This window comes from Pseudonocardia sp. Ae150A_Ps1, from assembly GCF_001932315.1.
GTDB lineage: Bacteria > Actinomycetota > Actinomycetes > Mycobacteriales > Pseudonocardiaceae > Pseudonocardia.
The window spans coordinates 5859350-5886260 of sequence record NZ_MCIJ01000001.1 but is presented as its reverse complement, the minus strand read 5'-3'; the positions used below and the strand labels follow the sequence as shown (position 1 = coordinate 5886260).

The following is a 26911-nucleotide window of genomic DNA, read 5'->3' as shown; positions in this document are numbered from 1 at the left end:
CCCGCTTTTCCACTCACAGGCGCGCCAGCGCCTGCCCGATATCGGCCACGAGATCCCGCGGGTCCTCCAGCCCGACCGAGAGCCGCAGGTGCCCGAGGCGCCGGAAGTCCGGCGGGAAGTGCGCGGCCCGGCCCTCGGAGCCGGCGCCGACGTGCACGACCAGCGACTCGTCGTGCCCGAGCGACACCGCCGAGGTGATGACCCGCAGGTGCGCGACGAAGCGGTTCTGCAGTTCCGGCGGCCCGTCGAGGGCGAAGGCGAGCATCCCGCCGAATCCGCCGTCGAGGGTGCGGGCGGCCAGCTCGTGCTGGGGGTGCGACGCCAGCCCCGGGTAGGCGACGTAGGCGACCCGCGGCTCCGACTCCAGGAACCGGGCCACGACCAGAGCGTTCTCGCAGTGCGCCCGCATCCGCATCGGCAGGGTCACCGCGCCGCGCGCGATCAGCCAGGCGTTGAACGGGCTGATCACTCCCCCGGCGTCGACCATCGCGTCCGCCCGGATCCGGTCCACCAGCTCGCGCGCCCCCAGCACGGCGCCGCCCATCGCGTCGCCGTGCCCGTTGACGTACTTCGTCAGCGAGTGGACGACGAGATCGGCGCCGCGCTCGAGCGGGCGCTGCAGCACCGGTGTGGCGAACGTGGCGTCCACCGAGAGCAGTGCGCCGTGGGCGTGCGCGACCGCGGCGACGGCGTCGACGTCGGTGATCCGGGTCGTCGGGTTCGCCGGGCTCTCGACGTGCACGAGCCGGGTCCCGGGCCGCATCGCCGCGCGCACCGCCTCCGGGTCGGAGGAGTCCACCAGCGTCGCGGTGATCCCGTACCGGTCCGGGAGCAGCTCGGTCAGGAGCCGGTGGGTCGCGACGTAGGTGACGTCCGAGCTGACGACGTGGTCGCCGGAGCGCAGGAACGTGAAGAACACCGCGTGCAGGGCCGCCACACCGGACGCCAGCGCGACGGCGGCGCAGCCGCCCGGCACCGCCCCGGCGGGGTCCTCCAGGGCGACGAGCTTGTCCTCCAGCCAGCCCTGGTTCGCCCCGCCGTTGCGGGTGTAGAGCCGGGTGGCGGTGCCCGACCAGTCCAGGTCGGACGGGTCCTCGGGCAGCGCGTAGGAGTTCGCGGCGACGATCGGCCGCCGGATCGCGCCGGTGCCGGGGTCGACGTCGTTCCCGGCGTGCACCGCACGCGTCGCGAGGTGGGGCGGCCGGTCGTCGTGGGTCACCCGCCGATCCTGCCCCTCAGTGCTCGGCGACCGGCTCCGGGGCCCGCAGCGACGGCCCGGCGTCGGGCACGACGAGCGGGGTGCCGGTCACCGGGTCCGGGATGACCCGGGCACGCAGCCCGAACACCTCGGCCAGGAGCTCCTCGGTGATCACCTCGGACGGCGTCCCCGCGGCGACGATCCGGCCGTCCTTCATGGCGACCAGCTGGTCCGCGTAGCGGGCGGCCAGGTTCAGGTCGTGCAGCACCATGACGACGGTGCGCCCGCCCTCGGACTGCAGCCGCCGCACGAGCTCCAGCACGTCGACCTGGTAGGCCAGGTCGAGGAACGTGGTCGGCTCGTCGAGGAGCAGCAGGTCGGTCTCCTGGGCCAGCGCCATAGAGATCCACGCCCGCTGGCGCTGACCGCCGGAGAGTTCGTCGACCGGGCGGTCGGCGAGGTCCTCGAGCCCGGTCCAGGCCAGCGCGTCGGCGACGGCGCGCTCGTCGTCGCCGGACCACTGGCGGTACCAGGCCTGGTGCGGGTGCCGCCCGCGGGCGACCAGGTCGCCGACGGTCAGGCCCTCGGGGGCCAGCGGCGACTGCGGCAGCACACCGAGGACCCGCGCGACCTCCTTGGTCGGGGTCTGGTCGATCCGCTTGCCGTCGAGCAGCACCTGCCCGGAGCGGGCCGGCAGCAGCCGGGCCAGTGCGCGGAGCACGGTCGACTTCCCGCAGCCGTTCGGGCCGATCACGGTGGTGACCCGCCCGGGCAGCACGTCGAGGTCGAGGTCCTCGACGATCGTGCGGTCGCCGTAGCCGAGGCTGACCCCGTCGGCGCGGAGCCGGACGACCCCGGGTTCGACCGGGGCGCCCTGGGTGGTCGTCCGGTCCTCCAGATACGCGGTCATGCGCGGGCCTCCTGACGGGCGCGGGCGAGCAGGAACAACAGGTACGGCGCACCGAGCACCGCCGTGACGATGCCGACCGGGAGCTCGACGGAGCCGAGCGCGGTACGGGCGATGAGGTCCGCGGTGACGGTGAGCGCGGCGCCGAGCACCAGCGAGACCGCGAGCGGTGGGCTGCCGACCCGGCAGATCCGGCGGGCGATCTGCGGGCACACCAGCGCGACGAACGCGATCGGGCCCGCGGCCGCCGTCGCCACCGACGCGAGACCGACGGCCACGAACAGCAGCCCGGTGCGGGCGTGGTTCACCCGGATCCCGATGCCGCGCGCGGTGTCGTCGTCGAACCGCAGGCCGCCGAGCTGGTGGGCGAGGACCAGCGCCAGCGGCACGAGGACCGCCATCGCGATCGAGAGCGGGACGACCTCGTTCCAGCTGCGGGCGTTGAGGCTGCCGTTGAGCCAGACCTGGGCCTGCGCGGCCTGGTAGATCTGCGCCACGGTCAGCAGCCACTGCACGGCCGCGACGAGCACCGCCTGGATGCCGATGCCGATCAGAACCAGCCGGTAGCCCTGGATGCCGCGGCGCCAGGCCAGCACGTAGACCAGGGTCGAGCTGACGAGTCCGCCGAGCAGCGCCGCGAGCGGGATGCCGAGCGAGGCGAACCAGCCACCGACCCCGGCGGCCCCGCCGCCGAGCACGATCACGAACACCGCGGCGGCACCCGCACCCCACTGGACGCCGATGATGTCCGGGCTGGCGAGCGGGTTGCGCGCGACGGACTGCAGGATCGCGCCGGACACCGCGAGCTCCCCGCCGACCAGCGCGCCGGTCAGCGTGCGCGGCAGCCGGAGCTCCAGCACCACCAGCTGCTGGCCGGCGTCGCCCCCGCCGAACAGCGTGGCGAGGACATCGGTGATGGCGATCGGGTAGTCGCCGCGGCCCATGTTGGCGGCGGCGGCGAGCAGCAGCACCGCCGCCGTCACCGCCAGGACGATCAGCGGGCGCGGGCGCAGGACGCCGGAGAACCGGCCGACCCGCAGCGGGCGGCGCCCCGCGACCGCCGGGGCCTCGGGCTCGCGGACCTCGGCGGGGGCGCTCACACCGCCCCCAGCTTCCGGCGGCGCACGAGCGCGATGAAGAACGGTCCGCCGATCAGTGCCACGACGATGCCCACCTGCAGCTCCCCGGGGCGGGCCACGACCCGTCCCACGACGTCGGCCAGCAACAGCAGCACCGCTCCCGCGAGCGCGGAGGCCGGCAGCAGCCACCGGTGGTCGGGCCCGGTGAAGGCACGGACCACGTGCGGCACGATCAGCCCGAGGAAGGTGATCGGGCCGCAGGCCGCGGTCGCGGCCCCGGCCAGCAGGGTGATCGCGACGACGCCGACGATCCGGGTCCGGCGCACCGAGTGCCCCAGCGAGGTGGCGACGTCGTCGCCCAGCGACAGCGCGTTCAGCGCGGGCGCGCTGGCCAGCGCGAGCACCACGCCGATGACGATGAACCAGACCACCTGGCCGCCCACGGCCGCGTCCCGCCCGGCGAGCGAGCCGACCACCCAGAACCGGTAGGCGTCGAGGCTGGTCTCGTCGAGCAGCACGATCGACGACGTGAACGCCTGCAGCAGGAAGGTCACCGCGGCGCCGGCGAGCGCGAGCGACACCGGGGTCGCCCCGCCGGGCGCCCGGGTCCCGACCACGAACACCGTCACGCTGGCGACGAGCGCACCGGCGAAGGCGAACCAGACGTAGCCGAACAGGCTGGTGACGCCGAACAGGTAGATCCCGCAGACGACGAAGAAGGCGGCGCCGGCGTTCACGCCGAGCAGGCCGGGGTCACCGAGCGGGTTGCGGGTGAAGCCCTGCACCAGCGCACCGGCGAGGCCGAGTGCGACGCCCACCAGCAGGCCGAGCAGCGTGCGGGGGATCCGCAGCGAGCGGATCACCACGTCGTTCTCGGAGCCCGTCGGCGCGAACAGGGCGGAGAACACCTCGTTCACGGGGATGACCTTGGTCCCGATGGCGATGCTCGCCAGCACCGCGACGACCAGGGCGCCGGCGAGCAGGGCGAGCCCGGTCAGGCGCCGGCGCCGCAGCGAGCGCTTCGGCGGGGCGGGCGCCCCGGTGGAGCGGGACCGGACGGGGATCGCGTTCACCTGACTGCGGTCCTCCTGCACGTCGTTCGTCCACGCACGCACCCGTCCGGTGCGGCTCCGCTCACCATAAGTGAGGCTGCCCTACCGCAGAACACCCCGTCGGTCACAGGCCCGTCACACCCGGCATGCTCGGCCGATGCCGCCGCAGCCCCGGGTGACCGCGATCATGGTGTCCTCCCTCGACGGGGCGGTCACCGCAGGCGGGCGGGGATCGCAGGGACTGAGCACCCCGGCCGACCGCGAGCTGTTCCGCGCACTGCGGCGGGCCACCGGCGTCGTCCTGGTCGGAGCCGGCACGGCGCGCGACGAGGACTACCGCGGTGTCCGGCCGCGCCGGGCCGGCCCCGGGGAGCCGGACCCCGGGCCGCCGCCACCGGTCGCCGTCGTCACCGGATCGGCCGATCTGGACCCGCACGCGGCGTTGTTCACCGACACCGTCACTGCGCCGATCGTGCTCACCACCGCGGACGCCCCCGCGCACCGCCGCGCCGCGCTGTCCGCCGCCGGCGCCGACGTGGCCGTCCTGCCCGGTCTCGCCCCCGCGACGCTGCTGGCCGAGCTCGGCCGGCGCGGGCTGCACGACGTGCTCTGCGAGGGCGGTCCGACGCTGCTCGGTGCCCTGGTCGCCGCGGACGCCGTCGACGAGCTGCGACTGACCCTCGTACCGGTCCTCATCGGCGGTCCCGCCGGGCGGATCGCCAGCGGCCCGGTCGCGGGACCGGCCCGGTCGCTGCGGCCGGCGGGCAGCCGTCAGGCCGACGACGGCACCCTCCTCCTGCACTACATCAGGGAGGGTCACCCGCCGAACGGGTGAACTCGCGTGAGGAATCCGCCGGTCCGGGCATCACACGGGTGACCGCACGACGACCGGTGGCACGGCACACGGCCCCAGGGGCCCGCCGTCCGCGAGAGGAGACGACATGACCAGCAGCACTCCGGCTACCACCTCCGGCGCCGGTCCGGCCAAGATCGGCGACGACACCGGCCAGGGCAAGACCTCGATCGCCGCCTCGGTCGTGCAGAAGATCGCCGGGATCGCCGCCCGCGAGGTGTCGGGCGTCCACTCCATGGGCTCGGGCGCCTCCCGCGCGTTCGGCGCGCTGCGCGAGCGCATCCCGGGCGGCGGCTCGACCGGCGCGTCCAACGTCGCCGGCGTCGCCGTCGAGGTCGGCGAGAAGCAGGCGGCCGTCGACCTGGACCTCGTCGTCGAGTACGGCGTGTCTATCGCCGAGCTCGCCAAGGCGGTCCGGCGCAACGTGATCGGCGCCGTCGAGCGGATGACCGGGCTCGAGGTCATCGAGGTCAACATCTCGGTGAACGACATCCACCTCGCGTCCGAGGACGACGACAAGGACGAGGCGCCGGCGGCGCCCGCCCCGACCGGCCGCGTCGTGGAGTGACCGTGCCGGACCCCTCCCCCGAGTCCCCCGCCGCGGTCGTCACCGGGTCGCCCGGTGCCGCCGCGGTCGCGGCCGAGGCGGAGCGCGACCCGGACCCGGCCACGCTCGCCGAGCTGGTCGCCGGGGCGGTCACCGCGCACCCGTCGGTGGTCCGGCTCGACGGCGGCGTCTTCGGCGCCGTCGCGACCTGGCTGCCGGGGCGCCGGCTGGTCGGGGTACACGTCGGCGGACCGGGCGAGCCGGTGGAGATCGGTGTGGTGCTGAACCTCGACCGGCCGATCCCGGCTACCGTCGCCGCTCTGCGCCGCACCGTCGCACCGCTCGTCGGCGGGGCGCCGATCGACGTCACGGTCTCCGACGTGGAGATCCCCGGCGGAAGCGGCACCGCATGACGCAGCAGGTGGAGGTACGGATGGACGGTCGGGACGCCCGCGGCGGGCTCACGCCCTCCGAACGCGCCGCGTACCGGTCGTTCGTCCGCACCCACCACCCCGACCGCGGCGGTGACCCCGAGGTCTTCCGGGCCGGGCTGGCCCGGTTCCGTGCGCTGGCCGGGCAGCCCCCCGGCGAGCGCGACGGCGGCCACGCCGCGGCCGGCGACGACAGCCGCTACGACCGTCCGATCGAGATCGTCCCGGACCTGCCCCTGCCGACCCGGGTCCTGGTCGCGCTCATCCGCACCGTCCGCCGCCAGAGGCGGACCCGGGTCGACCGTCCCGGCCGGCCCGACAACGACACCTCTCGGAGGTTTCCATGAACGCCACCCAGACCGGCCTGCTGGCAGGTCTCCTGCTGGGCATCGCCGGCGCGACCGGCGGGTTCCTGTTCTTCGTCCTCACACTCGTCCTCGGTGCGATCGGCCTGGTCGTCGGGCGGGTGCTCGACGGTGAGCTGGACGTCAGCGGCGTCCTCGGCCGGGGCCGCGACCGGTGACCGCCCTCGCCGAGCCGGACGAACGCGGCTCCCTCGACGTCGACCCGTCGGTCCTCCGCAAGATCGTCGAGTACGCCGCCGACACCGCGCCCGCCACCCGGCACCGCACCCGGCGGGTCGCCGGCCTCGGCGTCGGCGAGTCCGGGCCGAGCGCCCGGGTGACCGCACGGACCGGCGACGAGATCGACGTCCGGCTCTGGCTGACCCTCGTCTACCCCGGCCCCGTCCGGGCGGCCGTCGCCCAGGTCCGCGAGCGGATCGCCGCCGACCTGCTGCGGATGACGGGGCACCGGCTCCACCGCTTCACCGTCGAGATCGGTGCCCTGCAGTCCGACCGGTCCGCCTCGCCGGAGACCGCCCGGGTGCAGTGACCGCGCCCCCGACCCACCAGAAAGGCAGGTGACACGCGATGCGTGTCCTGCTCCGCGTCCTCGCGCCGCTGGTCAGCCTGGCCGTCGCCGCACTCGGCGCACTGATCGTCACCGAGGCCGTCGCCGCCTGGGTGGACCCCGGGTCCGGCGCCGGCCTGCTCGTCCCCTGGCGGGACTGGTGGGCGACCGGCACGGCCACCCTCTGGACGGCCGCGCCGGTGCTCTGGATCGCGGTCGCCGCGATCGTCGTCGGTGTGGTGCTGCTGGTCGTCGGGCTGCTCGCCCGCCGGCACGACGTGGCCCTCACCTCGCCCTCGCCGGGGCTGACCGTCGCGACCGCACCGCGGGTGCTGGCCCGCCTGGTCGGCAGCCGGGTGCGCGCCCTCGACCCGGTCACCGGGGCCACGGTCACCGCGTCGGCGACGTCGGTGGTCGTCCGGGCCGGCGGCCGGGGCGACGCCGGCGAGCTCCGGTCCGAGGCCGACACGGCCGCGAGGGGTGTGCTCGACGCACTGCCGCTGGCCCGCAGGCCCCGGCTGAGCGTGCGCACCGCGCCGGACCGCCCGGCCTCGACGAAGGGAGTGCACTGAGATGGCCGCCGACACCACCCCGGCGCCGACGACCGGTGGCCCCCAGCCGTCGGACGCCGGCACCCGCCCGGTCGCCCCGGGCAACCCGCGCCGCGCCGCGAAGGACGCCCGCAGGGCGCAGTACCGCTCGGCGGGCGGCGCGCGGTGGGGGCTCACCCTGCTCGGCCTCGTGCTGCTGGCGGCGGGCGTCCTCACCGTCCTGCTCGTCAACGGGGTGTTCGGGGAGAACCGGCCGCAGCGGCCGGTGTTCGACCCGCTCGTCGAGCAGTTCCTGCTGGCGAACGTCACCGCGGTCCGGGCCGTCACGATCGTCGTGGGCCTGCTGCTGCTCGTGCTCGGGCTGCTGTGGACCGCGCGGTCGCTGCGCCCCGAGACCCGTCCGGACCTGGTCCTCGACGGGGGCGAGGGCACCCGGATCCGGATCAGCTCCTCCGCGGCCGCCGACGCGGTCGCCGACGGCGCCGACGCGCTCCCCGGCGTCACCCGGGCCCGCGCCCGGATGGTCGGCAGCGCCGCCCGCCCCGCGGTGCGGGCGACCGTCTGGGTCGACGAGGACGTCGCCGACACCGAGGTCGCCGAGATCTGCCGCCGGCTCGACGCCGAAGTCCTGCCCCAGGTGCGCGACGCGCTCGGTCTGGCCGACCTCCCCGTCGCCGTCCGGCTGGAGCTCGACTCGGCCCGCCGGGACTCCGGCCCGCGGGTGTCCTGACCGGTCCGGCGCACCGGCGTGATCCGCTTCACAGCGGGCGGGTCCGCCGGTCGCCGTACGGTCGGGCCATGAGCGCACTGCTGGACGGCACGACGGCTCTGGTCACCGGCGCGGGCAGCGGGATCGGGGCCGCCGTGGCCCGTCGCCTGGTCGCCGACGGCGCCACCGTGCACGCGGTCGACCTCGACGCCGCGAAGCTGGAGCAGCTGGCCGCCGGGGGCGACCGGATCATCCCGCACACCTGCGACCTGTCCGACCTCGACGCCGTGGAGGAGCTCCCCCGCGACATCGACGTCCTGGTCAACAACGCGGGCCGCCAGCACGTCTCCCGGCTGGAGGAGTTCGATCCCGACACGTTCTCGGCGATCCTGCGGCTGATGCTCGAGTCGCCGTTCCGGCTGATCCGGCGGTCGCTGCCGCACATGTACGCCCGCGGCTGGGGCCGGGTCGTCAACATCTCCAGCGCGCACGGGCTGCGCGCCTCGCCGTACAAGTCTGCCTACGTCTCGGCCAAGCACGGCCTCGAGGGCCTGTCCAAGGTGACCGCGCTGGAGGGCGCCGAGCACGGTGTCACCAGCAACTGCATCAACCCGGCCTACGTCCGTACCCCGCTGGTCGAGAAGCAGATCGCCGACCAGGCCCGCACGCACGGGATCTCCGAGGACGAGGTCGTCGAGAAGATCATGCTGACGCCGGTGGCGGTGAAGCGGCTGATCGAGCCCGCGGAGACCGCCGAGCTGGCGGCGCTGCTGTGGGGCCCGGCATCGGCCTCGATCACCGGCTCCTCGCTGAGCCAGGACGGCGGCTGGACCGCCCGCTGACCCGGCTCACCCGAGCCTCACCACCCGCCGGGCAGACTCTCCACGGCGCGACGACGAGATCGGGGGACTCCGGGTGGGGCACGAGCAGGACGGCCGTCGCCCGCCGGGCGACCCCGGTCACCGGCGGCCCGCGGGCGGCACCGGCCTCGCCGGGCTCGTCCTCCTGCTGGCGCTCGCGCTGCTCGCCGGCTGCGCGGTCGGCCCGTCCCAGCGCCCGCCGGTCGCCGTCCGCGGCGAGCTGCTGCCCGCCACTCCCCCGCCCGCGGCCGCCGGACCGCCCGGTGACCCGAACCTGCTGCCCGGGACCGAGCCGCTGCGCGCCGGGCCCACCTTCACCGACTGCACGGCCGCGGTCCTCGGGGAGCAGGCGGCGTCCGGCACCCCGGTCCCGGCCGGGCGCGCGCTGGCGGCCGGCTGCAGCAGGCTCACCGTCCCCGCGGACCGGGACCGGCCGGACCTCGGCCCCACCCGGCTCGGCCTGACCCGGGTGACCACGCCCGGCGCCCCCGCCGACCTGCCCGTGCTCGTCGTGCTCGGAGACACCGGCGTCGACGGATCCTCGGGTGCCGCTGCCACGCTGGCCGCGCGGCTCCCGGATGAGGTGCTGGCGCGCTACCAGGTGATCGGGATGGACCGCCGGGGTTCCGGCGAGGACCTGCTGGACTGCGCGCCGGCCGACGCCCGCACCGCCCTGCTCGACGCCGGGCCCGACCGGCGCGACGAGCGGGCGATGACCGCCCTGCTGGAGCGCTCCCGCTCGATCGTCCAGGACTGCTACCTGCTCCTGTCCGGCACGCTGACCAGCTACCGGGCCGACAGCTCCGCCGACGACGTCGAGTCGCTGCGCGGCGCGCTCGGGCTCGCCCGGCTGAACGTCGTCGGCGTCGGTGACGGCGCCGACGCGGTCGCCGACTGGGCCGCCCGGCACCCGGACGCGGTGGGCCGCGTCGTCCTCGACGGCCCCGGCGACCCGACCCTCGACGACCCGGTGCGCACCGAGACCACCACCGGTGCCGCGGAGGCCGCGTTCGATGCCTTCGCGACGGCCTGCCTCGCGGGCGCGGACTGCCCGCTCGGCCCGGACCCGCGGGCCACCGTGCGGGGGCTGGTCGACCGGCTCTCGCGCGTCGCCCTCCCCGTCGGCGACGGCGACGCCGTCACCGCGGGCGCGACCGTGCGGGCGATCCGCTCGGCACTGTCCCAGCCGTCGCGCTGGCCGGAGCTGCAGTCCGCGCTGGCCGCCGCCGACGGCGGTGACGCCACCGGTCTGGACCGGATCCTGCGGGCCGGCGCGAGCGCACCGGCCGGGCCGCTCGGGCGCTTCGACGCCGCGCTCGCCACCAGCTGCAACGACAGCCGGGTCCGGGTCACCCCTGGCGAGGGCGCCGACCTGGCCGGGCAGTGGGCCGGCCGGTTCCCGCTGTTCGGCGTCGCCGCGGCCCAGGAGCTGGTCGCCTGCGGGCCGTGGCCGCCCGGTGGGTCGGCCGCTCCGGCGGCGCCGCGCACCGGCACCCTGCCGCCGGTCGTCGTGCTGGGCACCGCGCAGGACCCGCGGGCCCCGCAGAGCGGCGCCGAGCGCACCGCCGAGCAGCTCGGCGACGGCCGGGTGGTGCGCTGGGAGGGCGCGGGCACCGGCGCCTATCCCCGCACCCCGTGCGTGACCGCGGTCGTCGACCGTGCCCTCCTCGACGGGCACGCCCCGGCCGAACCGGTCGTCTGTCCGCCGTAACCGCGTGCACCGGACGGGGTACCCCGCGTGGCCGAGCGGTGCGACGAACCCGACACCGAAGGTCACAATTACGTATCCGCCGTTTTCCGGCGCGGTTGCGGACGGAACCGTCACGGTGCCGACGACCTGCGGCGACAGTTCCACGAAACGTTTCTCGAAACGGTCACCGTTGCGTCATCGAGACGCTCGTTCGGCTTACCCGGCTCCCCTGTTCCGGCTAGGCTCCCTCCGGCGACGGGTCATCGCAGATCGTACCGGGGGGCAGCCGGTGCGGTCCCGATCTCGGCCGCCACGTTCGGGCGGTGTAACGCCGGTGGCCCTCACCGGCGAACGTTCCGACGAACGGTGCAGTGCGAACCGGTCGGCCTGAGCCGCTCGGCGGAGGTCGGACCCGGGCGGAAGGAGCACGGTGGATTTCTTCACCTACGTCGGATCACAACTGAACCAGTTGGTGTTCTACGGCCAGCAGCACTTTCTGCTGGTCGCCATTGCCGTCGGAATCGCCGCCGTCTTCGCCCTCCTCGCGGGGATGGTGCTCCACACGAACCGCCTCACCCCGGACAGCTGGAGCAAGCCGATGCGGGTCGGGACGCGGGAGGGCCTGCTGATCGTGAGCTCGGCGGCGCTGACCGTGCCGTCGCTGGCGCTGTTCGGCCTGCTGCAGCCGGTGCTCGGGCTCGGTGCGACGCCGTCGCTGACCGCCCTCACCATCTACGCCGTCTACCCGATCCTGCGCAACGTCGTCGCCGGGCTCTCGTCGGTCGACGACGCGGTGCTCGAGTCCGCCCGCGGGATGGGCATGGGCCCGGTCCGCCGGATGCTGTCCATCCAGCTCCCGCTGGCCTGGCCGGTCATCCTGTCCGGCATCCGGGTCGCCGTCCTGATCATCATCGGGATCGCGGTCGTCGCCGGCGCCATCAACGGCCCCGGGTTCGGCTCCTCGCTGCTCCTGGGCCTGCAGCGGCTGGGCTCGGTCAATTCCTTCAACCAGGTTCTGGCGGCCACGCTCGGCTGCCTCGTCGTGGCTGCCGTCTACGAACTCGTGTTCTGGCTCGTGCAGCGTTTCACCACCCCGAGGGGGATCCGTGTCTGATTCCGACAAGCCGATGATCGCCCTCGAAGGCATCAGCAAGACCTACCCGAAGGCGACCGCACCGGCCGTCCAGGAGCTCAACCTCGAGGTCCCCGAGGGGACCATCTCGATGTTCATCGGACCGTCCGGCTGCGGCAAGACGACCACGCTGAAGATGATGAACCGGCTGATCGAGCCGACGACCGGCCGGATCATGCTCGACGGCGAGGACGTCACCGCGGTGAACGCCGACGAGCTCCGCCGCCGGATCGGCTACGTCATCCAGCAGGTGGGCCTGTTCCCGCACTTCACCATCGGCGACAACATCGCCGTCGTCCCGAAGATCCTCGGCTGGGACAGGAACCGGATCACCGCCCGGGTCGACGAGCTGCTCCACCTGGTCGGCATGGAGCCGAAGGACTACCGCGACCGCTACCCGCGCCAGCTGTCCGGCGGGCAGCAGCAGCGCGTCGGCGTCGCCCGCGGCCTGGCCGCCGACCCGTCGGTGATGCTGATGGACGAGCCGTTCGGGGCGATCGACCCGATCACCCGTGAGCGCATCCAGGGCGAGTTCCTGGAGCTGCAGAAGCAGATCGCGAAGACGATCTGCTTCGTCACCCACGACCTGTCCGAGGCGGTGAAGCTGGGTGACCGGATCGCCGTGTTCGGCCCCGGCGGGACGCTGCAGCAGTACGACACCCCGGACAACGTCCTCACCCACCCCGCGAACGACTTCGTCGCCGAGTTCGTCGGCTCGGGCGCCGCGGTTCGGCGGCTGTCGCTGCTCGAGCTGTCCCGGCTCGAGCTGCAGCCGGTCGGGCTGGACGGCACCGGCGAGCGGAACGGCGCACCGACCTACGAGGCCGACGCCGAGGGCAGGCCGTCGCGCTGGGCCTACCTGCCGGGCACCGAGATGATGCCGAAGATGGTCACCGTCCCGCACTCCGGAACGGTCTACGACGCCGTCGACGTCATGCTCGACTCGCAGACCGAGCTGGTCGGTGTGGTCGACGACGAGCAGAAGCTGCAGGGCGCCCTGTGGTGGAAGGACCTCGTCGAGGGCCTGAAGACCAAGGGGCAGGCGTGAGCGCCCCGGCCGCGGAGGCCGCGAGCGGCACCGCCGTCGCCGACGCACCGCGCCGGCAGCGGGCGAAGCTCGACAAGTCGCTCATCGCGAACCCGCTGATCGCGCTCGTCGGCCTGGTCGGGGTGTTCGCCTACGCGGGCAGCCAGGGCCTCGACGCCGCCGAGCAGTCGGTGATCAACCCGGCGGCGCTGGCCGTGCGGCTCTGGGAACACATGATCCTCACCGGGCTCTCGACCCTGGTGGTCATCGTGATCGCGATCCCGGCCGGGATCGCGATCAGCCGGCCGGCGGCGGGCCGGATCCAGCGCCCGGTGCTCGCGGGCGCCGGGTTCATGCAGGCGCTGCCCGCGTTCGGTGTGATCGTGCTGCTGGCGTTCTCGCCGCTCGGGCTGGGCCTGCCCACCGCGGTCGTCGCGCTCGCGCTGGCCGCGCTGCTGCCGGTGCTGACCAACACCGTCGTCGGCCTCCAGCAGGTCGACCGCTCGCTGATCGAGGCGGCGCGCGGGATCGGGATGTCGGCCCGGCAGACCCTGATCCGGGTCGAGCTCCCGCTGGCCACGCCGGTCATGGTCGCCGGCGTCCGGGTCGCGCTCGTGCTGAACGTCGGCACCGCCGCACTGGCCACCTTCATCGGCGCCGGCGGTCTCGGCGAGCCGATCAAGGGCATGCTCGAGCTCGGCAGGCCGACCGGGACCCTGGTCGCCGCCGCCATCGTCGCCGCCCTGGCCCTGATCGTGGACTGGCTGGCCGGTCTCGCCGAGTACGCGGTCCGCCGCAACTCCGGCTGACGACGCCCGCCCACCCCGTTCCACCACTCGACGTCCCGCACCACAGCTTTCCTGGAGGACACGTGAGATTCGGACGATCCCGGCGCATCGCCATGACGGCGATGGCCGCCGTCACCGCGCTGCCCCTCGCGGGCTGTGGCGGCCTCGACGCCAGCGGGCCATCGGCCTCCGGCGGGTCGCTGGCCGAGGCCGGCAACCTGGAGGGCGTCAACTACATCGTCGGTGGCAAGAACTTCGACGAGCAGCTGGTGCTCTGCGAGATCACCGTCGCCGCGCTGGAGTCGGTCGGCGGCAACGTCACCCCGCGCTGCAACCTCGGCGGCACCGACGTCGCGCGGCAGGCCCTGCTGTCCGGCGACATCAACATCTACTGGGACTACACCGGCACCGCGTGGGCCTCCTTCTTCAAGGAGACCCAGCGCATCCCGGACGACAACGAGCTCTACCGCCTCGTCTCCGAGCGTGACCTGCAGAAGAACCAGCTCGTGTGGCTGGACAAGGCGAACTTCAACAACACCTACGCCTTCGCGGTGAACGGCGAGAAGGCGCAGCAGGAGAACCTGAACACGCTGTCCGACATGGCCGCGTACATCAACGCGGGCAAGCCGGGCAAGGTCTGCGTGGAGACCGAGTACAACTCCCGCGACGACGGCCTGCGCGGCCTGCAGCAGACCTACGGTTTCCAGGTCGGCGGTGACCGGCTCGACGTGCTCGCCACCGGCGCCATCTACCAGGCCACCACGGACGGCGACTGCATGTTCGGCCTGGTGTTCACCACCGACGGCCGCATCCCCGGTCTCGGCCTGAAGGTCCTCGACGACGACAAGAAGTACCACGTCACCTACAACGCGGCGCCGATCGTCCGTGAGGAGACCTACAACCAGAACCAGGCGATCCGCCAGGTCATGGCGCCGATCGCGGCCGCCCTCGACTACCAGACCATGCTGAGCCTCAACGGCAAGGTCTCCTCGGAGGGTCAGGACGCCCGCACGGTCGCCCGTGACTGGCTGACCGAGAAGGGCTTCACCGGCTGATCGACCGGTGCCCCGCACGGCGGCCCCGCATCCCGGCTCCCGGGGTGCGGGGCCGTCGTGCATACCGGCCCGGTCACGGCACCGGGCGGGTCGTTGCACGGCGCGGGCATTCGTGGTCGGCTGAACCCTCCAGCCCTGCGACCTCGAAAGACACGTCGTGATCAGCTCCCCCCGGCGGGCCGCACCGCGTGCCGCCGTCCTGCTCGCCTCCGTCCTGCTGCTCGCCGGGTGCGGTGGTCTGTCCGCGTCCGGCCCGCACGCGTCGGCCGGGTCGCTCGCCGAGCAGGTGGACCTCTCCGGCCAGACCTACGTCGTCGGGTCGAAGAACTTCGACGAGCAGCAGGTGCTGTGCCAGATCTCGATCGCGGCGCTCGAGTCGGTCGGGGCCGCGGTCACCGACCGGTGCAACGTCGGCAGGTCCGACGTCACCCGGCAGGCACTGGTCCACGGCGACATCTCGACCTACTGGGAGTACACCGGCACCGCGTGGGCGTCGTTCCTGACCGAGACCCGCAAGCTCCCCGACGACGAGGTGCTCCGCGAGCTGCGCGAGCGCGACCGGGCCGAGAACGGCGTCGTCTGGCTGGACCGGGCCGGGTTCGACAACACCTACGCGTTCGTCGTCGACGGCACCACGGCCGCCCGGCTGCACCTGGACTCGATCAGCGACATGGCCGCCTACCTCCGCTCCGGCCAGCCGGGGTCGGTGTGCGTGGAGACCGAGTACAACTCCCGTGCCGACGGTCTGCGCGGGCTGCAGCAGGCCTACGACATGGAGATCCCCCGCGACCGCACCGAGGTCGTCGAACAGGGGCTGATCTTCCAGTCCACCGCGGACGGCGTCTGCCTGTTCGGCGAGGTCGCCGCCACCGACGGCCGCATCCCAGGACTCGGCCTGAAGGTCCTCGACGACGACCGCGGCTACCACATCACCTACAGCGCGGTCCCGACGATCCGCCAGGACGTGTTCGACCGGGCGCCGCAGGTGGCCGACGTGTTCGCACCGATCGCCGCCGCGCTGGACCAGCCGACGATCCAGCGCCTCAACGGACGTGTCTCGGCCGGTGGCGAGAGCCCGCGGGACGTGGCCCGCGCCTGGCTGACCCAGCGCGGCTTCATCGGGGGGTAGGCATGGCACGAGGGCAGGGCCGCGACGACGGCGAGACCCGCGACGGGGTCGCGCTCACCAGTCTCGACGGCGAGGTGTTCGACGGCGCGGGCGTCACCAAACGGGCGCTCGTCGACCATCTCGACGCCGTCGCGGACCGGATGCTCCCGGCACTCGACGGCCGGGCGCTGACGGTGGTCCGCGCCCGTCCCGGGCAGGCCCCGTTCATGCAGAAGAACATCCCGCGCGGGGCGCCCTCGTGGATCCCGACCCTGGACGTCTGGGCGGAGACCTCGCAGCGGACCGTGCACTACCCGCTGTGCACCGACCGGCGGACGCTGCTGTGGTTCGGCAACCAGCGCGCGATCGAGTACCACCCGACCCTGGTGCCGCACGGCGGGACACACGCCGGCGAGCTCGTCGTCGACCTGGACCCGCCGCCCGACGGCGGCTTCGACCTGGTCGTCGCGGCCGCCCGGCTCGTCCGCTCGGCGCTGGCCGAGCTCGGCGCGGACGCGGCGGTGAAGACCAGCGGGGCGAAGGGACTGCACCTGGTCGTGCCGCTGGCCGCGCCGCTCGGCATCGACGACGCGTTCGCCGTCACCCGGGCCGTCTGTGCCCGCGCCGCCGCCCTGGGGCCCGACGTGGCGACCACCGCCTTCATCAAGGAGGACCGCGGCGGCCGGGTGTTCCTCGACCCCACCCGGGCAGGCGGCGCGACGCTGGTGGCCGCCTACAGCCCGCGGGCGCGGCCGGGGCTGCCGGTGTCGTTCCCGGTCGCGTGGGACGACCTCGGCGCCGTCACGCCGTCGGACTTCACCGTCACGACGGCTGCCGGGCTGCTCGGGGACACCGACCCGTGGCGGACGCTGCGGCCCCCACCCGCGGTGCTGCCGGACGGGCTCGTCGAGGAGGGCCGGGCCATCCCGGTCCCCCGGGTGCAGGCGATGCACGAGGGGAAGCGGCGCAAGCGCGCCCGGGAGCGCGGCACGGACCCGGGCTGAGAGCCGTCAGGCGTCGGCCGGCGGGATCCGGCGGTAGATCCAGCGGTCGTCGTCGTGGTGCGGGCCGATCAGGGCGTACGACACCGGGTCGCCGCCGGGGTCGGCAAGCTCGATCGTGCGGGGCGGGCGGCCGTCCGGACCGGGATCGATGCGTACCCGCTCCCCGGCGTGCGGGCCGTCGTCCAGGTACGCGTACACGAACCGGGATTCTGCCACCGACGGACGGGGTTCAGTCCTTCTGGCGGGCCCGGCTCGGCTGCACCCGCATCGGCTCGCCGGGCATCTTCGGGTACTCCGGCGGGTAGGGCATCTCCGCCACCCCGAGCTCGATCTCGTCCTCGGCGAACCACTCCAGCGCCGTGTCGCAGCCGCCGCGCTCGGCGTCCATGTGCTCGTGCGGGTCCCCGTACCGTTCCAGCAGGCCCGGGACGGTGCGCAGGGTGAACTCCGCCGGATCGACCTCGCCCACCGCGTCCCAGGTCAGCGGCATCGACACGGTCGCGCCGGGCAGCCCGCGCACCGACCAGGCCGACGCGATGGTGCGGTCCCGGGCGGCCTGGTTGAAGTCGAGGAACACGCGCTCGCCGCGTTCCTCCTTCCACCAGTCGACGGTGGCCCGCTCCGGGATGCGGCGGCACACCCGGCGGGCGATCGCGATGACCGCGCGGCGCACCTGGACGAAGTCCCACTCCGGCCGGACGGGGCAGAACACGTGCAGGCCGCGGCCACCGGACGTCTTCGGCCAGCCGGTCAGGCCGGCCTCGGCGAGCACGTCGCGCAGCACGAGTGCGACGGCGGCGGCATCGGCGAAGTCCGTCCCCGGCTGCGGGTCGAGGTCGATCCGCAGCTCGTCGGGGTGGTCGGTGTCCGGGCAGCGGACCGGCCAGGGGTGGAAGTCGAGGGTGTTGAGGTTGGCCGCCCACGCGATCGTCGCGGGCTCGGTGACGGCCACCGAGTCGGCCTTCCGGCCGCTGGGGAAGGTCACCGTGCAGGTGCGGACCCAGTCGGGGGCGCCCTTCGGGACGCGCTTGACGAAGAACGGCTCGCCCTCGGCGCCGTCGTTGAACCGCTTGAGGTTCGTCGGGCGGTCCCGCAGCGCGCGGGCCATCGGCACGCCGACGGCGAGGTAGTACTCGACCACCTCGCGCTTGGTGATGCCCAGCTTCGGGAACGCGACCTTGTCCGGGCTGGTCAGGCGGACGTCCCGGGGCCCGTCCGGCCCCTCCACCCGCAGCATCACGACCTCACGGCTCGCCACACCGGGGAACCTACCGCGGGTGCGCCACTATCGTGAGCACATGAGTGCTGACCGGTCGCCCCGGTTCGACGACGATCTCGTCGGTCTGGACCCCGACGACCCCGAGGCCCGTGCGTTCGCCGCGCACCTCGACCGGATGCAGCGGGTCCCGTCGTGTTCGGTGGAGGGCTACATCCGCGGCGTCGGTGACTTCGCGGAGTCGGCGAACCGGCTGCGCGGCCCGCGGCGGACGGCCGCCGTCGCCGCCATGGTGCTCCTGCTCCTGTTCGCGGCGTGGGTGGTCGCGAACGCGATGGTCTTCGTCGTCACCACCTGGATCTGAGCCGCGCGCCCCGGAACGGGTTAGCGTGGGTGCATGGGTCTGTTCAGCAGCAAGACCGGCTCCTCCGACGCCGAGCCGGCGGCGAAGGTGCAGAAGACCGACGAGGAGTGGCGGGCCCAGCTGAGCCCGGCGGAGTACCAGGTGCTCCGTCAGGCCGGCACCGAGCGCCCGTTCACCGGGGAGTACACCGACGAGAAGCGCACCGGCGTCTACCGCTGCCGGGCGTGCGGGGCGGAGCTGTTCCGCAGCGAGACGAAGTTCGAGTCGCACTGCGGGTGGCCGTCGTTCTTCACGCCGCTGGCGGGCGACGCGGTCATCGAGCGCACCGACTCCACGCTCGGCATGACGCGCACCGAGGTGCTGTGCGCCACCTGCCACAGCCACCTGGGCCACGTGTTCGCCGGGGAAGGCTACGGCACCCCGACGGACCTGCGCTACTGCATCAACTCGGTCTCGCTCTCCCTGGAACCGGCCGAGTAGGCGCCGCACCCGCGCACCGGTACGGATCCCGGTGCGCGGTGCGGAGGCCCGGGCGCAGCGGTCAGGGCAGGGACGCGACCAGGTCGCCGACCTCGACCCGCGGGCCGGTGTAGAACGGGATCTCCTCGCGGACGTGCCGGCGGGCCTCGGTACCCCGCAGGTGCCGCATGAGGTCGACGATCCGGTGCAGCTCGTCCGCCTCGAACGCGAGGATCCACTCGTAGTCGCCCAGCGCGAACGCGGGCACCGTGTTGGCGCGGACGTCCGGGTAGTCGCGGGCCTCCTTGCCGTGGTCGGCGAGCATCGTGCGGCGCTCCTGGTCCGGGAGCAGGTACCACTCGTAGGACCGGACGAACGGGTACACGCAGACGTAGCGCTTGGGGTCCTCGCCCGCCATGAACGCCGGCACGTGGCTCTTGTTGAACTCCGCCGGACGGTGCAGCGCCGTCTGGCTCCAGACGGGCACCGAGGCGCGGCCGAGCGCCGTGGTGCGGCGCAGGTCGGCGTAGGCGGCCTGCAGCGACTCGATCTCCGAGGCGTGCCACCAGATCATGTAGTCCGCGTCGTGCCGGACGCCGGCGAGGTCGTAGACACCGCGGACGGTCACGTCCTTGTTGGCCAGGGAGTCCAGGTACTCGGTCGCCTGCCGGGCGGCCTCGGCACGGTCGTCGCCCAGCTTTCCGGGCTCTACCCGGAACACCGACCACATGGTGTAGCGGATGGTCTCGTTGATCGCTCTGGTGTCCACGCGGGCCATGGGGCGCATGCTACGCCGACGGTAAGGGGCCCCTCACCGGTGCGGGGTCCGGACGGAAGGAGACCTCGTGAACGAACCGATCGGGCTGCGGATCCTGCGACGCCGGATGCTCGTCCGAGCGCCGATCGCCTTTCTACCGGCTCGGTCTCGGGTTCCTGTTCGGGCGCCGGATGCTGCTGCTCGAGCACGCCGGCCGGCGCACCGGCCGGGTCCGCCGCGCCGTGCTCGAGGTCACCGACCGCCCCGGACCGGGCCGCTACGTGGTCGTGTCCGGGTTCGGGGACCGCGCCCAGTGGTTCCGCAACGTCACCGCGGAACCGCGGGTCCGGATCTCGGTCGGGACGCGCCGGTCCGCGCCCGCGACGGCACACCGCGTTCCGCGGGACCGGGCCGCGGCGCTGTTCGCCGACTACCCGCGCCGCCACCCGCGGGCCTGGGCCCGGCTCGAGCCGGCCGTGCGGGCCGCCTGCGGGCTCGGCCCGGGAGAGCCGCTCGCGCCGCACGTGCCGGTCGTCGAGCTCGTGCTCGACCCCCGCTAGGACGCAGCCGGCACGACCCGGGCCAGGCGCTCCGCCGCGGCCCGCGCCGTCCCGACGCACGCGGGGACGCCGACGCCGTGCAGCATCGCGCCCGCGACCGCCAGGCCGGGCTCGGCCGCCACGGCCGCCTCGAGGCCCGCCACGAGCTCCCCGTGCCCGACGCCGTACTGCGGCAACCCGCCACCCCAGCGCTGCACGTGCACCGCGACCGGCTCGGCGCCGATCCCGTCGAGCTCGCGCAGGTCGGCCCGGGTCCGGGCGACGAGCTCGGCGTCGTCGACCTGCAGGCCCACCTCCTCGCCGAACCGCCCGATCGACGCTCGGACCCGGACCAGGCCGTCCTCGCCGAGGTGGGCCCACTTCGTCGACGCGTGCGTCACGCCCTTGAGCGACAGCGGCTCGTCCGCCGCGACCAGGCACCCCGAGGTCCCCGGCATCCCGGCGACGTCCGCGGCCCGGTAGGCCAGCGCCACGACCGCCGACGACGCCAGCCCGATCCGGGCCGCCGCCCCGGCAGCGGCCGGGACGACCGGTTCCAGCAGCCGGCGCGCGGCCGGCGCGGGGACGGCGAGGACGACGGCGTCGACGTCAAGCGCCTCCGGCTGCCCGACGGGCCCGAGCACGAGCCGCCACCCTCCGGTGCGGCGCTCCAGCGCGCGCACGGTCGTCCCGGTCCGGACGGTGGCCGCCGACGCGTCCGCCAGAGCCGCGACCACCTCGCGGTAGCCGCCTCGGACGGCCCCGAACACCGGCCCCGCCGCGACGGGCTGCGGCGCGGCCGACGCGGCGCCGGTCCCCCCGGAAGGCCCGGCCGCGAGGGTGCCCGCCCGCTGCCCGCTCGCCGCCATCCCGGCACTCGCCGCGTCGGTCAGCGACGCCGCACCGTCGTCGAGCGCACCGGCCAGCGCGGGCACGGTCGCCCGCAGCCCGAGCGTGTCGACCCGGCCCGCGTAGACCCCGCCGAGCAGCGGGTCCGCGATCCGGTCGACGACCTCCGGGCCGAACCGCTCCCGCAGCAGCCCGCCCAGCGCCATGTCGGTGCCCGGATCCCAGGCCAGCGGCCGCGACGGCTCGGCCGCCACCGCCGCCCGGCCCGCGTCGGACAGCACGCCGTCGAGCACCGCGTCGCGGCCCGGGACGCCCATGAGCGTCCCGCGCGGCAGCCCCACGGTCCGCCCGCCGGCGCGGATGGTGGCGGTCGCGGAGGTCGGGTGGGTCAGGGCCCCGGACAGGCCGAGCTCGCCGAGCAGGGCCGGCATCTCGGGGCGCCGGACGAGGAACGCCTCGGCACCGACGTCGAAGGGCGCGCCCGCGAGGTCGACGGTGCGCAGCACCCCGCCGAGCCGGTCGCGCTGCTCCAGAACCGTGATCCCGGCGTCCGGGCCGAGCAGGGTCCGCAACCGGTGCGCCGCGGCGAGCCCGGAGATCCCGCCGCCGACGACGGCGACGCGGGGGCTCATCCGGCCGGCTGGGAGTGGATCGTCTCGACGGTCCGGGTGACGACGTCCGGGTCGGTCTGCGGCAGCACGCCGTGACCCAGGTTGAACACGTGCCCCGGGCAGCGGGCGCCCTCGGCGGCGATGCGGGCGACGTCGGCGTCGATCGCGTCCTGGCCGGCGAACAGCACGGCCGGGTCGAGGTTGCCCTGCACCGGCACCGCTCCCCCGGCCCGCGCCGCGGCGACGTCGAGCGGGGTGCGCCAGTCGACGCCGATGACGTCCGCCCCGGCCTCGGTCATCGCCCCGTACAGCTCGGCGGTGCCGACCCCGAAGTGGATCCGCGGGAGTCCGGACCCGGCGAGCGCGGACAGCACCGCGGACGAGTGCGGCAGCACGAACTCGCGGTAGTCGCGCTCGGAGAGCGCCCCGGCCCAGGAGTCGAACAGCTGCACCCCGTCGACGCCGGCCGCGACCTGTCGCTGCAGGAAGGCGCCGGTCAGCCGGGCCAGCTTCGCCATGAGGGCGTGCCAGACCTCCGGCTCGGAGCGCATCAGGGCCTTGGTCTTCTCGTGGTTGCGGCTCGGCCCGCCCTCGATCAGGTAGGACGCGAGGGTGAAGGGCGCCCCGGCGAACCCGATGAGCGGGGTCTCCCCCAGCTCTGGCAGCAGCAGGGAGATCGCGTCGCCGACCGCGTCGGCCTGCTCGGGCGCGAGCTCGGGCAGCGCCTCGACGGCGGCCGCGGTGCGCACCGGGTGGTCGACGACGGGGCCGGTGCCGGGGACGATGTCGACGCCGATGCCCGCCAGGTACAGCGGCACCACGATGTCGGAGAAGAGGATCGCGGCGTCGACCCCGTGCCTGCGGACCGGCTGCAGGGTGATCTCGCAGGTCAGGTCCGGGGTCAGGCAGGCTTCCAGCATCCCGTTGTGCTGCCGCAGCGCCCGGTACTCGGGCAGCGACCGGCCGGCCTGGCGCATGAACCACACCGGCAGCCGGGACGGGCGGCGGCCGCGCACCGCGTCGAGGAACGGGGACCCGGCCAGGTCGCGGCGGGCCGTGGTCGCGGGGGTGGCGGTGCCTGCAGTCATGACCCCGACATCGTCGCACGGGGCCCGGACCGCCGCGCAGCCGCCCGGCGCGCCTGCCAGGCACGACGGCCCGCGCGGCCTAGAGTTCCCCGCCGTGCCGGACCCGAACTCCCCACCTCCGCTGTTCCGCCGGGCCGTGAGTGCGCTGGCCTCGGTGGCGCCGCGCCCGGAGCTCGTGGTGCGCAAGCTGGAGGCCCCGCCCCGGCTGGCGCCGTTCAGCTGGGCGACGAGCGTCGAGGCCGACATCGGCCACCGCGGCGACGGCACCGACGACCTGGACGAGCCCGACACGTCGGGCCGGCTGATCCTGCTGCACGACCCGGAGGGCCAGGACCGCTGGCAGGGCACCTTCCGGCTGGTCTGCTTCGTCCAGGCCCGCCTGGAGCTGGGCCAGCTCGGCGACGACATGCTGCCGCGCATCGGATGGTCCTGGCTGACCGACGCCCTCGATCACGCGGGCGCGGACTTCACCGCGCTGGGCGGGACGGTGACCCAGACCTCGTCGGTCCGGTTCGGTGGCCTCCAGGCGGACGGCGAGGAGCCACCACGGGAGGACGACGTCGAGCTGCGGGCCTCCTGGACGCCTACGGAGAGCGACGCCGACTTCGCCCGACACGCCGCGGCGTTCGGTTCCCTGGTCGCGACCGCCGCCGGACTGCCTCCGGTCGGGGCAGTACCGTTGACCCGATCACCCGGCTGATAACCGCAGGTCAGCGGCGTCCTGACGAAAAAAGATCACCCGAAAGGGTGGGCCCACGCCCACAGCCATGTAACTTTCCGGGCCAGAAGTTCGAATGCACACGCGACGTTAGGCCGCATGGAGGGATACCATCTCCCGCATGGCACCCACCCGGGCGGCCGAGCGCCACTCTCCGTGCCTCGGGTTCCGGTGTTGGTCGGGGGCTGACGGCCGACTCCAGGAAGGTTGACGACGTGGCTGTACTTGGCCAGCAAGTGCCGGCGCAGAGCTCCGGCAGCACCACCTCAGGTGGCGCTCCGATCGGTGGAGCAGTGCTCTCGCCGGGGATCGTCCCGCAGCCGCGGGAGGAGCTGTTCACGGTTCTCGTCGTGGACGACCACCCGCTGCTCCGCGAGGCGATCGCCGGGCGGCTCCGCTCCATGGGCGCGGGCACCGTGCACGAGGCCGCGTCGGTGACCGAGGCGCGAGCCCGGGCACACGCCGCGGGTCCGTGCGACCTCGCGATCCTCGATCTGACCCTGCCGGACGGCAGCGGCCTGGACCTGGTCAGCGAGCTCCGCTCGCTGGGCTGGAACAGGCTCGTCGTCCTGGCCTCCTCCGACGACCCGTACGCGGTCCACTCGGCCTTCCAGGCCGGCGCGCAGGCGTACCTGCTCAAGTCGGCGTCGCCCTCGGTCGTGACCGACGGCGTCAAGCGGGTGCTCGACGGCCGCGTCTACGCCGACCCGACGGTCGCCCCGCTGCTGGCCACCGGTTCCCGCGTGCCGGGCACCGACAACACCCCGCGCGAGCTCTCCGCCCGCGAGGTCGAGGTGTTGCAGCTGGTCGCCGACGGGCAGTCGAACAAGGAGATCGGTGAGGCGCTGAACCTCTCGGCGCTGACGGTGAAGAGCCACCTGTCCCGGATCGGGCGCAAGCTCGGCACCGGCGACCGCGCCCAGATGGTGGCGCTGGCCATGCGTGCGGGGGTCATTCGCTGAACCAGGGTGCGCGGACGACAGGCGGTACGGACTTCCGGCCGCCCGGCGATCCGTCCCCGGACGGTTCACCCGATCCGGTGCCCCTGCTGCGTCCGGCCGACGGTCTGCCGCCGGTGACGGCGACGGCCGAGGCCCTCGCGGAGGTCGCCGAGGCGTTCGCCGCGGGCACCGGACCGGTCGCGGTGGACGCCGAGCGCGCGTCCGGCTTCCGCTACTCGCAGCGCGCCTACCTGGTGCAGCTGCGACGGGCGGGGGCCGGGTCGGCGCTGGTGGACCCGATCCCCCTGCGCGGCGAGCTCGGGCCGCTCGCCGCGGCGCTCGGCGGCCCCGAGTGGGTGCTGCACGCGGCGTCCCAGGACCTGCCGTGCCTGGGCGAGCTGGACCTGCGTCCGGCCTCGCTCTTCGACACCGAGCTCGCGGGGCGCCTGGCCGGGCTCCCGCGGGTCGGGCTCGGCCCGATGGTGGAGAACCTCCTCGGCCTCTCCCTGGAGAAGGGGCACGGCGCCGCCGACTGGTCCCGGCGCCCCCTCCCCGAGGACTGGCTGGTCTACGCCGCGCTCGACGTCGAGGTCCTCATCGAGCTGCGCGACGTGCTGACCGGGCTGCTCGACGAGCAGGGCAAGCTGGAGTGGGCCCGCCAGGAGTTCGAGGCCGTGCGGACCGCGCCACCGCCCGCCCCACGCGCCGAGCCGTGGCGCCGCACGTCCGGCATCCACAAGGTCCGCAGGCCCCGCCCGCTGGCCGCGGTGCGCGAGCTGTGGCAGGCCCGTGACTCGCTGGCCGCCGAGCGCGACATCGCCCCGGGCCGGGTGCTGCCCGACGCGGCCATCGTCGACGCGGCCGTCCGGAACCCGGAGTCGGCGCAGACGCTGGCCGGGCTGCCGGTCTTCCGCGGGCGTTCGCAGCGCCGGCTGGCCGGCTACTGGTTCGACGCGCTCCGCCGGGCCGCCGACCTCCCCGACGCCGAGCTGCCGCGCGGCTCGGCCACCACCGACGGGCCCCCTCCGGTGGCTCGCTGGGCCGACCGGGACCCGGACGCGGCCGCGCGGCTCACCGCCGCCCGGGCGGCGCTCGCCGGCGTCTCCGAGCAGCACGACGTCCCGGTGGAGAACCTGCTGCAGCCCGACCTGCTGCGCCGGCTGTGCTGGACCCCGCCGTCCGGCGGCGACGTCCGCGGCGCGCTGGCGGCGGGCGGTGCCCGGCCGTGGCAGGTCGAGCTGCTCGCCCCCCTGCTGGAGCCGGTGCTGGGCACCTGAGGGCCGGCGTCCCGGGACCGGCGGTCAGCGGGCGGGTGCGGGATCGGTCCGCGGCTCCCCGCCCGCCCCGGTCGCCGCCGGGAGCACGACGTGGACCGCCAGGCCCCCGCCGGGGACGGCCTCGGCGTCGACCCGGCCGCCGTGCGCCGTCGCCACGGCCCGCACGATCGACAGCCCCAGCCCGGACCCCCGGGTGTGCGCGGTACGCGCCACCGGGCCGCGCCGGAACGGCTCGAACAGCTCCGCGACCTGCCCGGCCGGCAGCTCCGGACCGGACGACCGCACCCGGAGGTCCGCTCCCCCGTCGGCCGCGTCCCCGCACCCGACCTCGATCCAGCCGGCGTCACGGTTGTGCCGGACGGCGTTCTCGAGCAGGTTGGCCACCAGGCGTCGCAGCAGGACCTCGTCCCCGTCGACGACGACCGGGCACGCGTCGGTCCGGACCGACAACGCCCGCGCGGCGGCGGACGGGGCGATCGCGTCGAGTTCCACGGCGAGGACGGCGGCCAGGTCCACCGCGGCGCGGTCGGACCCGCTCAGCGGGCCGGTGGCCTCGGTCCGGGCGAGCAGCAGGAGCCCGGCGACGAGCTCGTCGCAGCAGCGCCCGGCGTCGCGGACGACCTCGGCCATCCGGCGCAGCTCCGTCGCGTCGGCGTCGGGGTCCTGCAACGTCACGTCGATCTCGGTGCGCAGCACGGCGAGCGGGGTCCGCAGTTCGTGCCCGGCGTTCGCGACGAACCGCCGCTGGGCGTCGAACGCGGCCTGCAGCCGGTCGAGCATCGCGTCGAACGCGGCGGTCAGCTCCGCGACCTCGCCGCGCGCCGACTCCAGCGCGACGCGATCGTCGAGCGAGCTCGCGGACAGCCGCGACGCGGTGTCCACCACCCGGTGCAGCGGGTCCAGCACCCGCCCGACCAGCACCCACGCACACACCGCGCCGGCCACGACGACCAGCGGGAACGCGACCAGACCGGCGCGCAGCACGTCGTCGCGGGCGGCGGCGGCGATCGCGTCCCGGGCGGTCTCGGCGGGCACCGGCACCCCGTTCACGACGACCGTGCCGGGCAGCGCGGGCGTCCCCGCCACGGCCGCCCCGACCAGCATCCACCCCAGCCACAGCAGCACCGCCGCCACCACCGCGACCAGCACGGTGGCCAGCAGCGTCAGGCGCGGCCGGAGGCGCTGCACG

General features: G+C 74.8%; 32 protein-coding genes. 22 read left to right on the top strand and 10 right to left on the bottom strand.

Features of this window, described 5'->3' with window-relative positions; all coding sequences use genetic code 11:
• Window positions 1-13: 13 nt before the first annotated feature.
• Genes Ae150APs1_RS27730 through Ae150APs1_RS27715 form a run of 4 tightly spaced genes read right to left on the bottom strand, consistent with a single transcriptional unit; the run spans window position 14 to window position 4248 of the window.
• A complete protein-coding gene (locus Ae150APs1_RS27730) occupies window positions 14-1219 on the bottom strand; it encodes an aminotransferase class I/II-fold pyridoxal phosphate-dependent enzyme (protein WP_075301248.1) in 1206 nt (401 codons plus the stop codon).
• Window positions 1220-1235: 16 nt separating this feature from the next.
• The gene (locus Ae150APs1_RS27725) at window positions 1236-2108 is read right to left on the bottom strand and encodes an ABC transporter ATP-binding protein (RefSeq protein ID WP_075301246.1); all 873 of its coding nucleotides are present in this window, start codon (window positions 2106-2108) and stop codon (window positions 1236-1238) included.
• A complete protein-coding gene (locus Ae150APs1_RS27720; protein WP_075301244.1) occupies window positions 2105-3205 on the bottom strand; it encodes an iron chelate uptake ABC transporter family permease subunit in 1101 nt (366 codons plus the stop codon). The genes Ae150APs1_RS27725 and Ae150APs1_RS27720 overlap by 4 nt, the downstream gene beginning before the upstream one ends.
• On the bottom strand, window positions 3202-4248 hold the full coding sequence (locus Ae150APs1_RS27715; protein WP_050802507.1) for an iron chelate uptake ABC transporter family permease subunit: 1047 nt from the start codon (window positions 4246-4248) through the stop codon (window positions 3202-3204). The genes Ae150APs1_RS27720 and Ae150APs1_RS27715 overlap by 4 nt, the downstream gene beginning before the upstream one ends.
• 145 nt (window positions 4249-4393) lie before the next feature.
• On the opposite strand from Ae150APs1_RS27715, the gene Ae150APs1_RS27710 reads away from it, so the two are divergent.
• The 16 genes from Ae150APs1_RS27710 to Ae150APs1_RS27635 all read left to right on the top strand — a co-directional run bounded on the left by Ae150APs1_RS27710 (window position 4394) and on the right by Ae150APs1_RS27635 (window position 16903).
• Window positions 4394-5071, top strand: a complete 678-nt coding sequence (locus Ae150APs1_RS27710; RefSeq protein WP_075301242.1) for a dihydrofolate reductase family protein — start codon at window positions 4394-4396, stop codon at window positions 5069-5071.
• Between the two features lie 106 nt (window positions 5072-5177).
• Entirely contained in the window at window positions 5178-5657 is a 480-nt protein-coding gene (locus Ae150APs1_RS27705; protein ID WP_010240060.1) for an Asp23/Gls24 family envelope stress response protein, read from the top strand.
• Window positions 5658-5659: 2 nt separating this feature from the next.
• Window positions 5660-6049: a hypothetical protein gene (locus Ae150APs1_RS27700; protein WP_249266500.1), complete on the top strand. Its 390-nt coding sequence runs from the start codon at window positions 5660-5662 to the stop codon at window positions 6047-6049.
• A gap of 20 nt (window positions 6050-6069) precedes the next feature.
• Entirely contained in the window at window positions 6070-6414 is a 345-nt protein-coding gene (locus Ae150APs1_RS27695) for a hypothetical protein (RefSeq protein WP_033200386.1), read from the top strand.
• Window positions 6411-6590: a hypothetical protein gene (locus Ae150APs1_RS27690; protein WP_010240052.1), complete on the top strand. Its 180-nt coding sequence runs from the start codon at window positions 6411-6413 to the stop codon at window positions 6588-6590. The genes Ae150APs1_RS27695 and Ae150APs1_RS27690 overlap by 4 nt, the downstream gene beginning before the upstream one ends.
• The gene (locus Ae150APs1_RS27685) at window positions 6587-6961 is read left to right on the top strand and encodes a hypothetical protein (RefSeq protein ID WP_060572568.1); all 375 of its coding nucleotides are present in this window, start codon (window positions 6587-6589) and stop codon (window positions 6959-6961) included. The genes Ae150APs1_RS27690 and Ae150APs1_RS27685 overlap by 4 nt, the downstream gene beginning before the upstream one ends.
• A 38-nt stretch (window positions 6962-6999) precedes the next feature.
• Window positions 7000-7551: a DUF6286 domain-containing protein gene (locus tag Ae150APs1_RS27680; protein ID WP_075301240.1), complete on the top strand. Its 552-nt coding sequence runs from the start codon at window positions 7000-7002 to the stop codon at window positions 7549-7551.
• Between the two features lies 1 nt (window position 7552).
• Window positions 7553-8260, top strand: a complete 708-nt coding sequence (locus Ae150APs1_RS27675; protein WP_010240045.1) for a hypothetical protein — start codon at window positions 7553-7555, stop codon at window positions 8258-8260.
• 68 nt (window positions 8261-8328) lie between these two features.
• Complete coding sequence (locus tag Ae150APs1_RS27670) at window positions 8329-9081, top strand: 3-hydroxybutyrate dehydrogenase (protein WP_010240042.1); 753 nt, start codon at window positions 8329-8331, stop codon at window positions 9079-9081.
• 73 nt (window positions 9082-9154) lie between these two features.
• The gene (locus Ae150APs1_RS27665; RefSeq protein ID WP_060722097.1) at window positions 9155-10810 is read left to right on the top strand and encodes an alpha/beta fold hydrolase; all 1656 of its coding nucleotides are present in this window, start codon (window positions 9155-9157) and stop codon (window positions 10808-10810) included.
• Between the two features lie 409 nt (window positions 10811-11219).
• Window positions 11220-11903, top strand: a complete 684-nt coding sequence (locus Ae150APs1_RS27660) for an ABC transporter permease (RefSeq protein WP_010240331.1) — start codon at window positions 11220-11222, stop codon at window positions 11901-11903.
• Between the two features lie 13 nt (window positions 11904-11916).
• Window positions 11917-12969, top strand: coding sequence for an ATP-binding cassette domain-containing protein (locus Ae150APs1_RS27655; protein WP_010240334.1), 1053 nt, complete (start codon window positions 11917-11919; stop codon window positions 12967-12969).
• Window positions 12966-13757 (top strand): ABC transporter permease, encoded by a 792-nt coding sequence (locus Ae150APs1_RS27650; RefSeq protein ID WP_075301238.1) that lies wholly within the window; start codon window positions 12966-12968, stop codon window positions 13755-13757. The genes Ae150APs1_RS27655 and Ae150APs1_RS27650 overlap by 4 nt, the downstream gene beginning before the upstream one ends.
• Before the next feature lie 62 nt (window positions 13758-13819).
• The gene (locus Ae150APs1_RS27645; protein WP_075301236.1) at window positions 13820-14791 is read left to right on the top strand and encodes a glycine betaine ABC transporter substrate-binding protein; all 972 of its coding nucleotides are present in this window, start codon (window positions 13820-13822) and stop codon (window positions 14789-14791) included.
• Between the two features lie 157 nt (window positions 14792-14948).
• A complete protein-coding gene (locus Ae150APs1_RS27640) occupies window positions 14949-15920 on the top strand; it encodes a glycine betaine ABC transporter substrate-binding protein (RefSeq protein WP_083680516.1) in 972 nt (323 codons plus the stop codon).
• A 2-nt stretch (window positions 15921-15922) separates the two neighbouring features.
• Window positions 15923-16903, top strand: coding sequence for an ATP-dependent DNA ligase (locus Ae150APs1_RS27635; protein WP_075301234.1), 981 nt, complete (start codon window positions 15923-15925; stop codon window positions 16901-16903).
• A 6-nt stretch (window positions 16904-16909) separates the two neighbouring features.
• On the opposite strand, the gene Ae150APs1_RS27630 is transcribed toward Ae150APs1_RS27635, so the two are convergent.
• Both Ae150APs1_RS27630 and ligD read right to left on the bottom strand, forming a co-directional pair.
• On the bottom strand, window positions 16910-17101 hold the full coding sequence (locus Ae150APs1_RS27630; protein ID WP_075301232.1) for a hypothetical protein: 192 nt from the start codon (window positions 17099-17101) through the stop codon (window positions 16910-16912).
• Window positions 17102-17132: 31 nt separating this feature from the next.
• Window positions 17133-18140, bottom strand: coding sequence for a non-homologous end-joining DNA ligase (ligD, locus tag Ae150APs1_RS27625; protein WP_075302701.1), 1008 nt, complete (start codon window positions 18138-18140; stop codon window positions 17133-17135).
• 61 nt (window positions 18141-18201) lie between these two features.
• Between ligD and Ae150APs1_RS27620 the strand changes: the two genes are divergently transcribed.
• The gene (locus tag Ae150APs1_RS27620; protein ID WP_075301230.1) at window positions 18202-18483 is read left to right on the top strand and encodes a hypothetical protein; all 282 of its coding nucleotides are present in this window, start codon (window positions 18202-18204) and stop codon (window positions 18481-18483) included.
• 33 nt (window positions 18484-18516) lie between these two features.
• Entirely contained in the window at window positions 18517-18963 is a 447-nt protein-coding gene (msrB, locus tag Ae150APs1_RS27615; RefSeq protein ID WP_010240384.1) for a peptide-methionine (R)-S-oxide reductase MsrB, read from the top strand.
• Between the two features lie 61 nt (window positions 18964-19024).
• On the opposite strand, the gene hemQ is transcribed toward msrB, so the two are convergent.
• Window positions 19025-19720 (bottom strand): hydrogen peroxide-dependent heme synthase, encoded by a 696-nt coding sequence (gene hemQ, locus Ae150APs1_RS27610; RefSeq protein WP_010240385.1) that lies wholly within the window; start codon window positions 19718-19720, stop codon window positions 19025-19027.
• A 170-nt stretch (window positions 19721-19890) separates the two neighbouring features.
• Here hemQ and Ae150APs1_RS27605 point away from each other — a divergent pair, with 170 nt between their 5' ends.
• Window positions 19891-20259 (top strand): nitroreductase family deazaflavin-dependent oxidoreductase, encoded by a 369-nt coding sequence (locus Ae150APs1_RS27605; protein ID WP_212567267.1) that lies wholly within the window; start codon window positions 19891-19893, stop codon window positions 20257-20259.
• Here the strand turns inward: Ae150APs1_RS27605 and hemG are convergent.
• Window positions 20256-21719, bottom strand: a complete 1464-nt coding sequence (hemG, locus tag Ae150APs1_RS27600; RefSeq protein WP_075301228.1) for a protoporphyrinogen oxidase — start codon at window positions 21717-21719, stop codon at window positions 20256-20258. The two genes, Ae150APs1_RS27605 and hemG, sit on opposite strands and share 4 nt — an antisense overlap.
• Window positions 21716-22786: a uroporphyrinogen decarboxylase gene (gene hemE / locus Ae150APs1_RS27595; protein WP_075301226.1), complete on the bottom strand. Its 1071-nt coding sequence runs from the start codon at window positions 22784-22786 to the stop codon at window positions 21716-21718. Before hemE ends, hemG begins: the two co-directional genes overlap by 4 nt.
• Window positions 22787-22880: 94 nt before the next feature.
• Between hemE and Ae150APs1_RS27590 the strand changes: the two genes are divergently transcribed.
• From Ae150APs1_RS27590 to Ae150APs1_RS27580, 3 genes are all read left to right on the top strand, one after another.
• Entirely contained in the window at window positions 22881-23486 is a 606-nt protein-coding gene (locus Ae150APs1_RS27590) for a DUF3000 domain-containing protein (RefSeq protein ID WP_075301224.1), read from the top strand.
• 326 nt (window positions 23487-23812) lie between these two features.
• A complete protein-coding gene (locus Ae150APs1_RS27585) occupies window positions 23813-24466 on the top strand; it encodes a response regulator transcription factor (RefSeq protein WP_139317218.1) in 654 nt (217 codons plus the stop codon).
• A 77-nt stretch (window positions 24467-24543) separates the two neighbouring features.
• Entirely contained in the window at window positions 24544-25722 is a 1179-nt protein-coding gene (locus Ae150APs1_RS27580) for a ribonuclease D (RefSeq protein ID WP_083680517.1), read from the top strand.
• A 24-nt stretch (window positions 25723-25746) separates the two neighbouring features.
• Here the strand turns inward: Ae150APs1_RS27580 and Ae150APs1_RS27575 are convergent, their stop codons facing one another.
• Window positions 25747-26910 carry a HAMP domain-containing sensor histidine kinase gene (locus Ae150APs1_RS27575; protein WP_075301218.1) on the bottom strand — a complete coding sequence of 388 codons (1164 nt, stop codon included), beginning with the start codon at window positions 26908-26910 and terminating at the stop codon, window positions 25747-25749.
• Window position 26911: the final 1 nt, after the last annotated feature.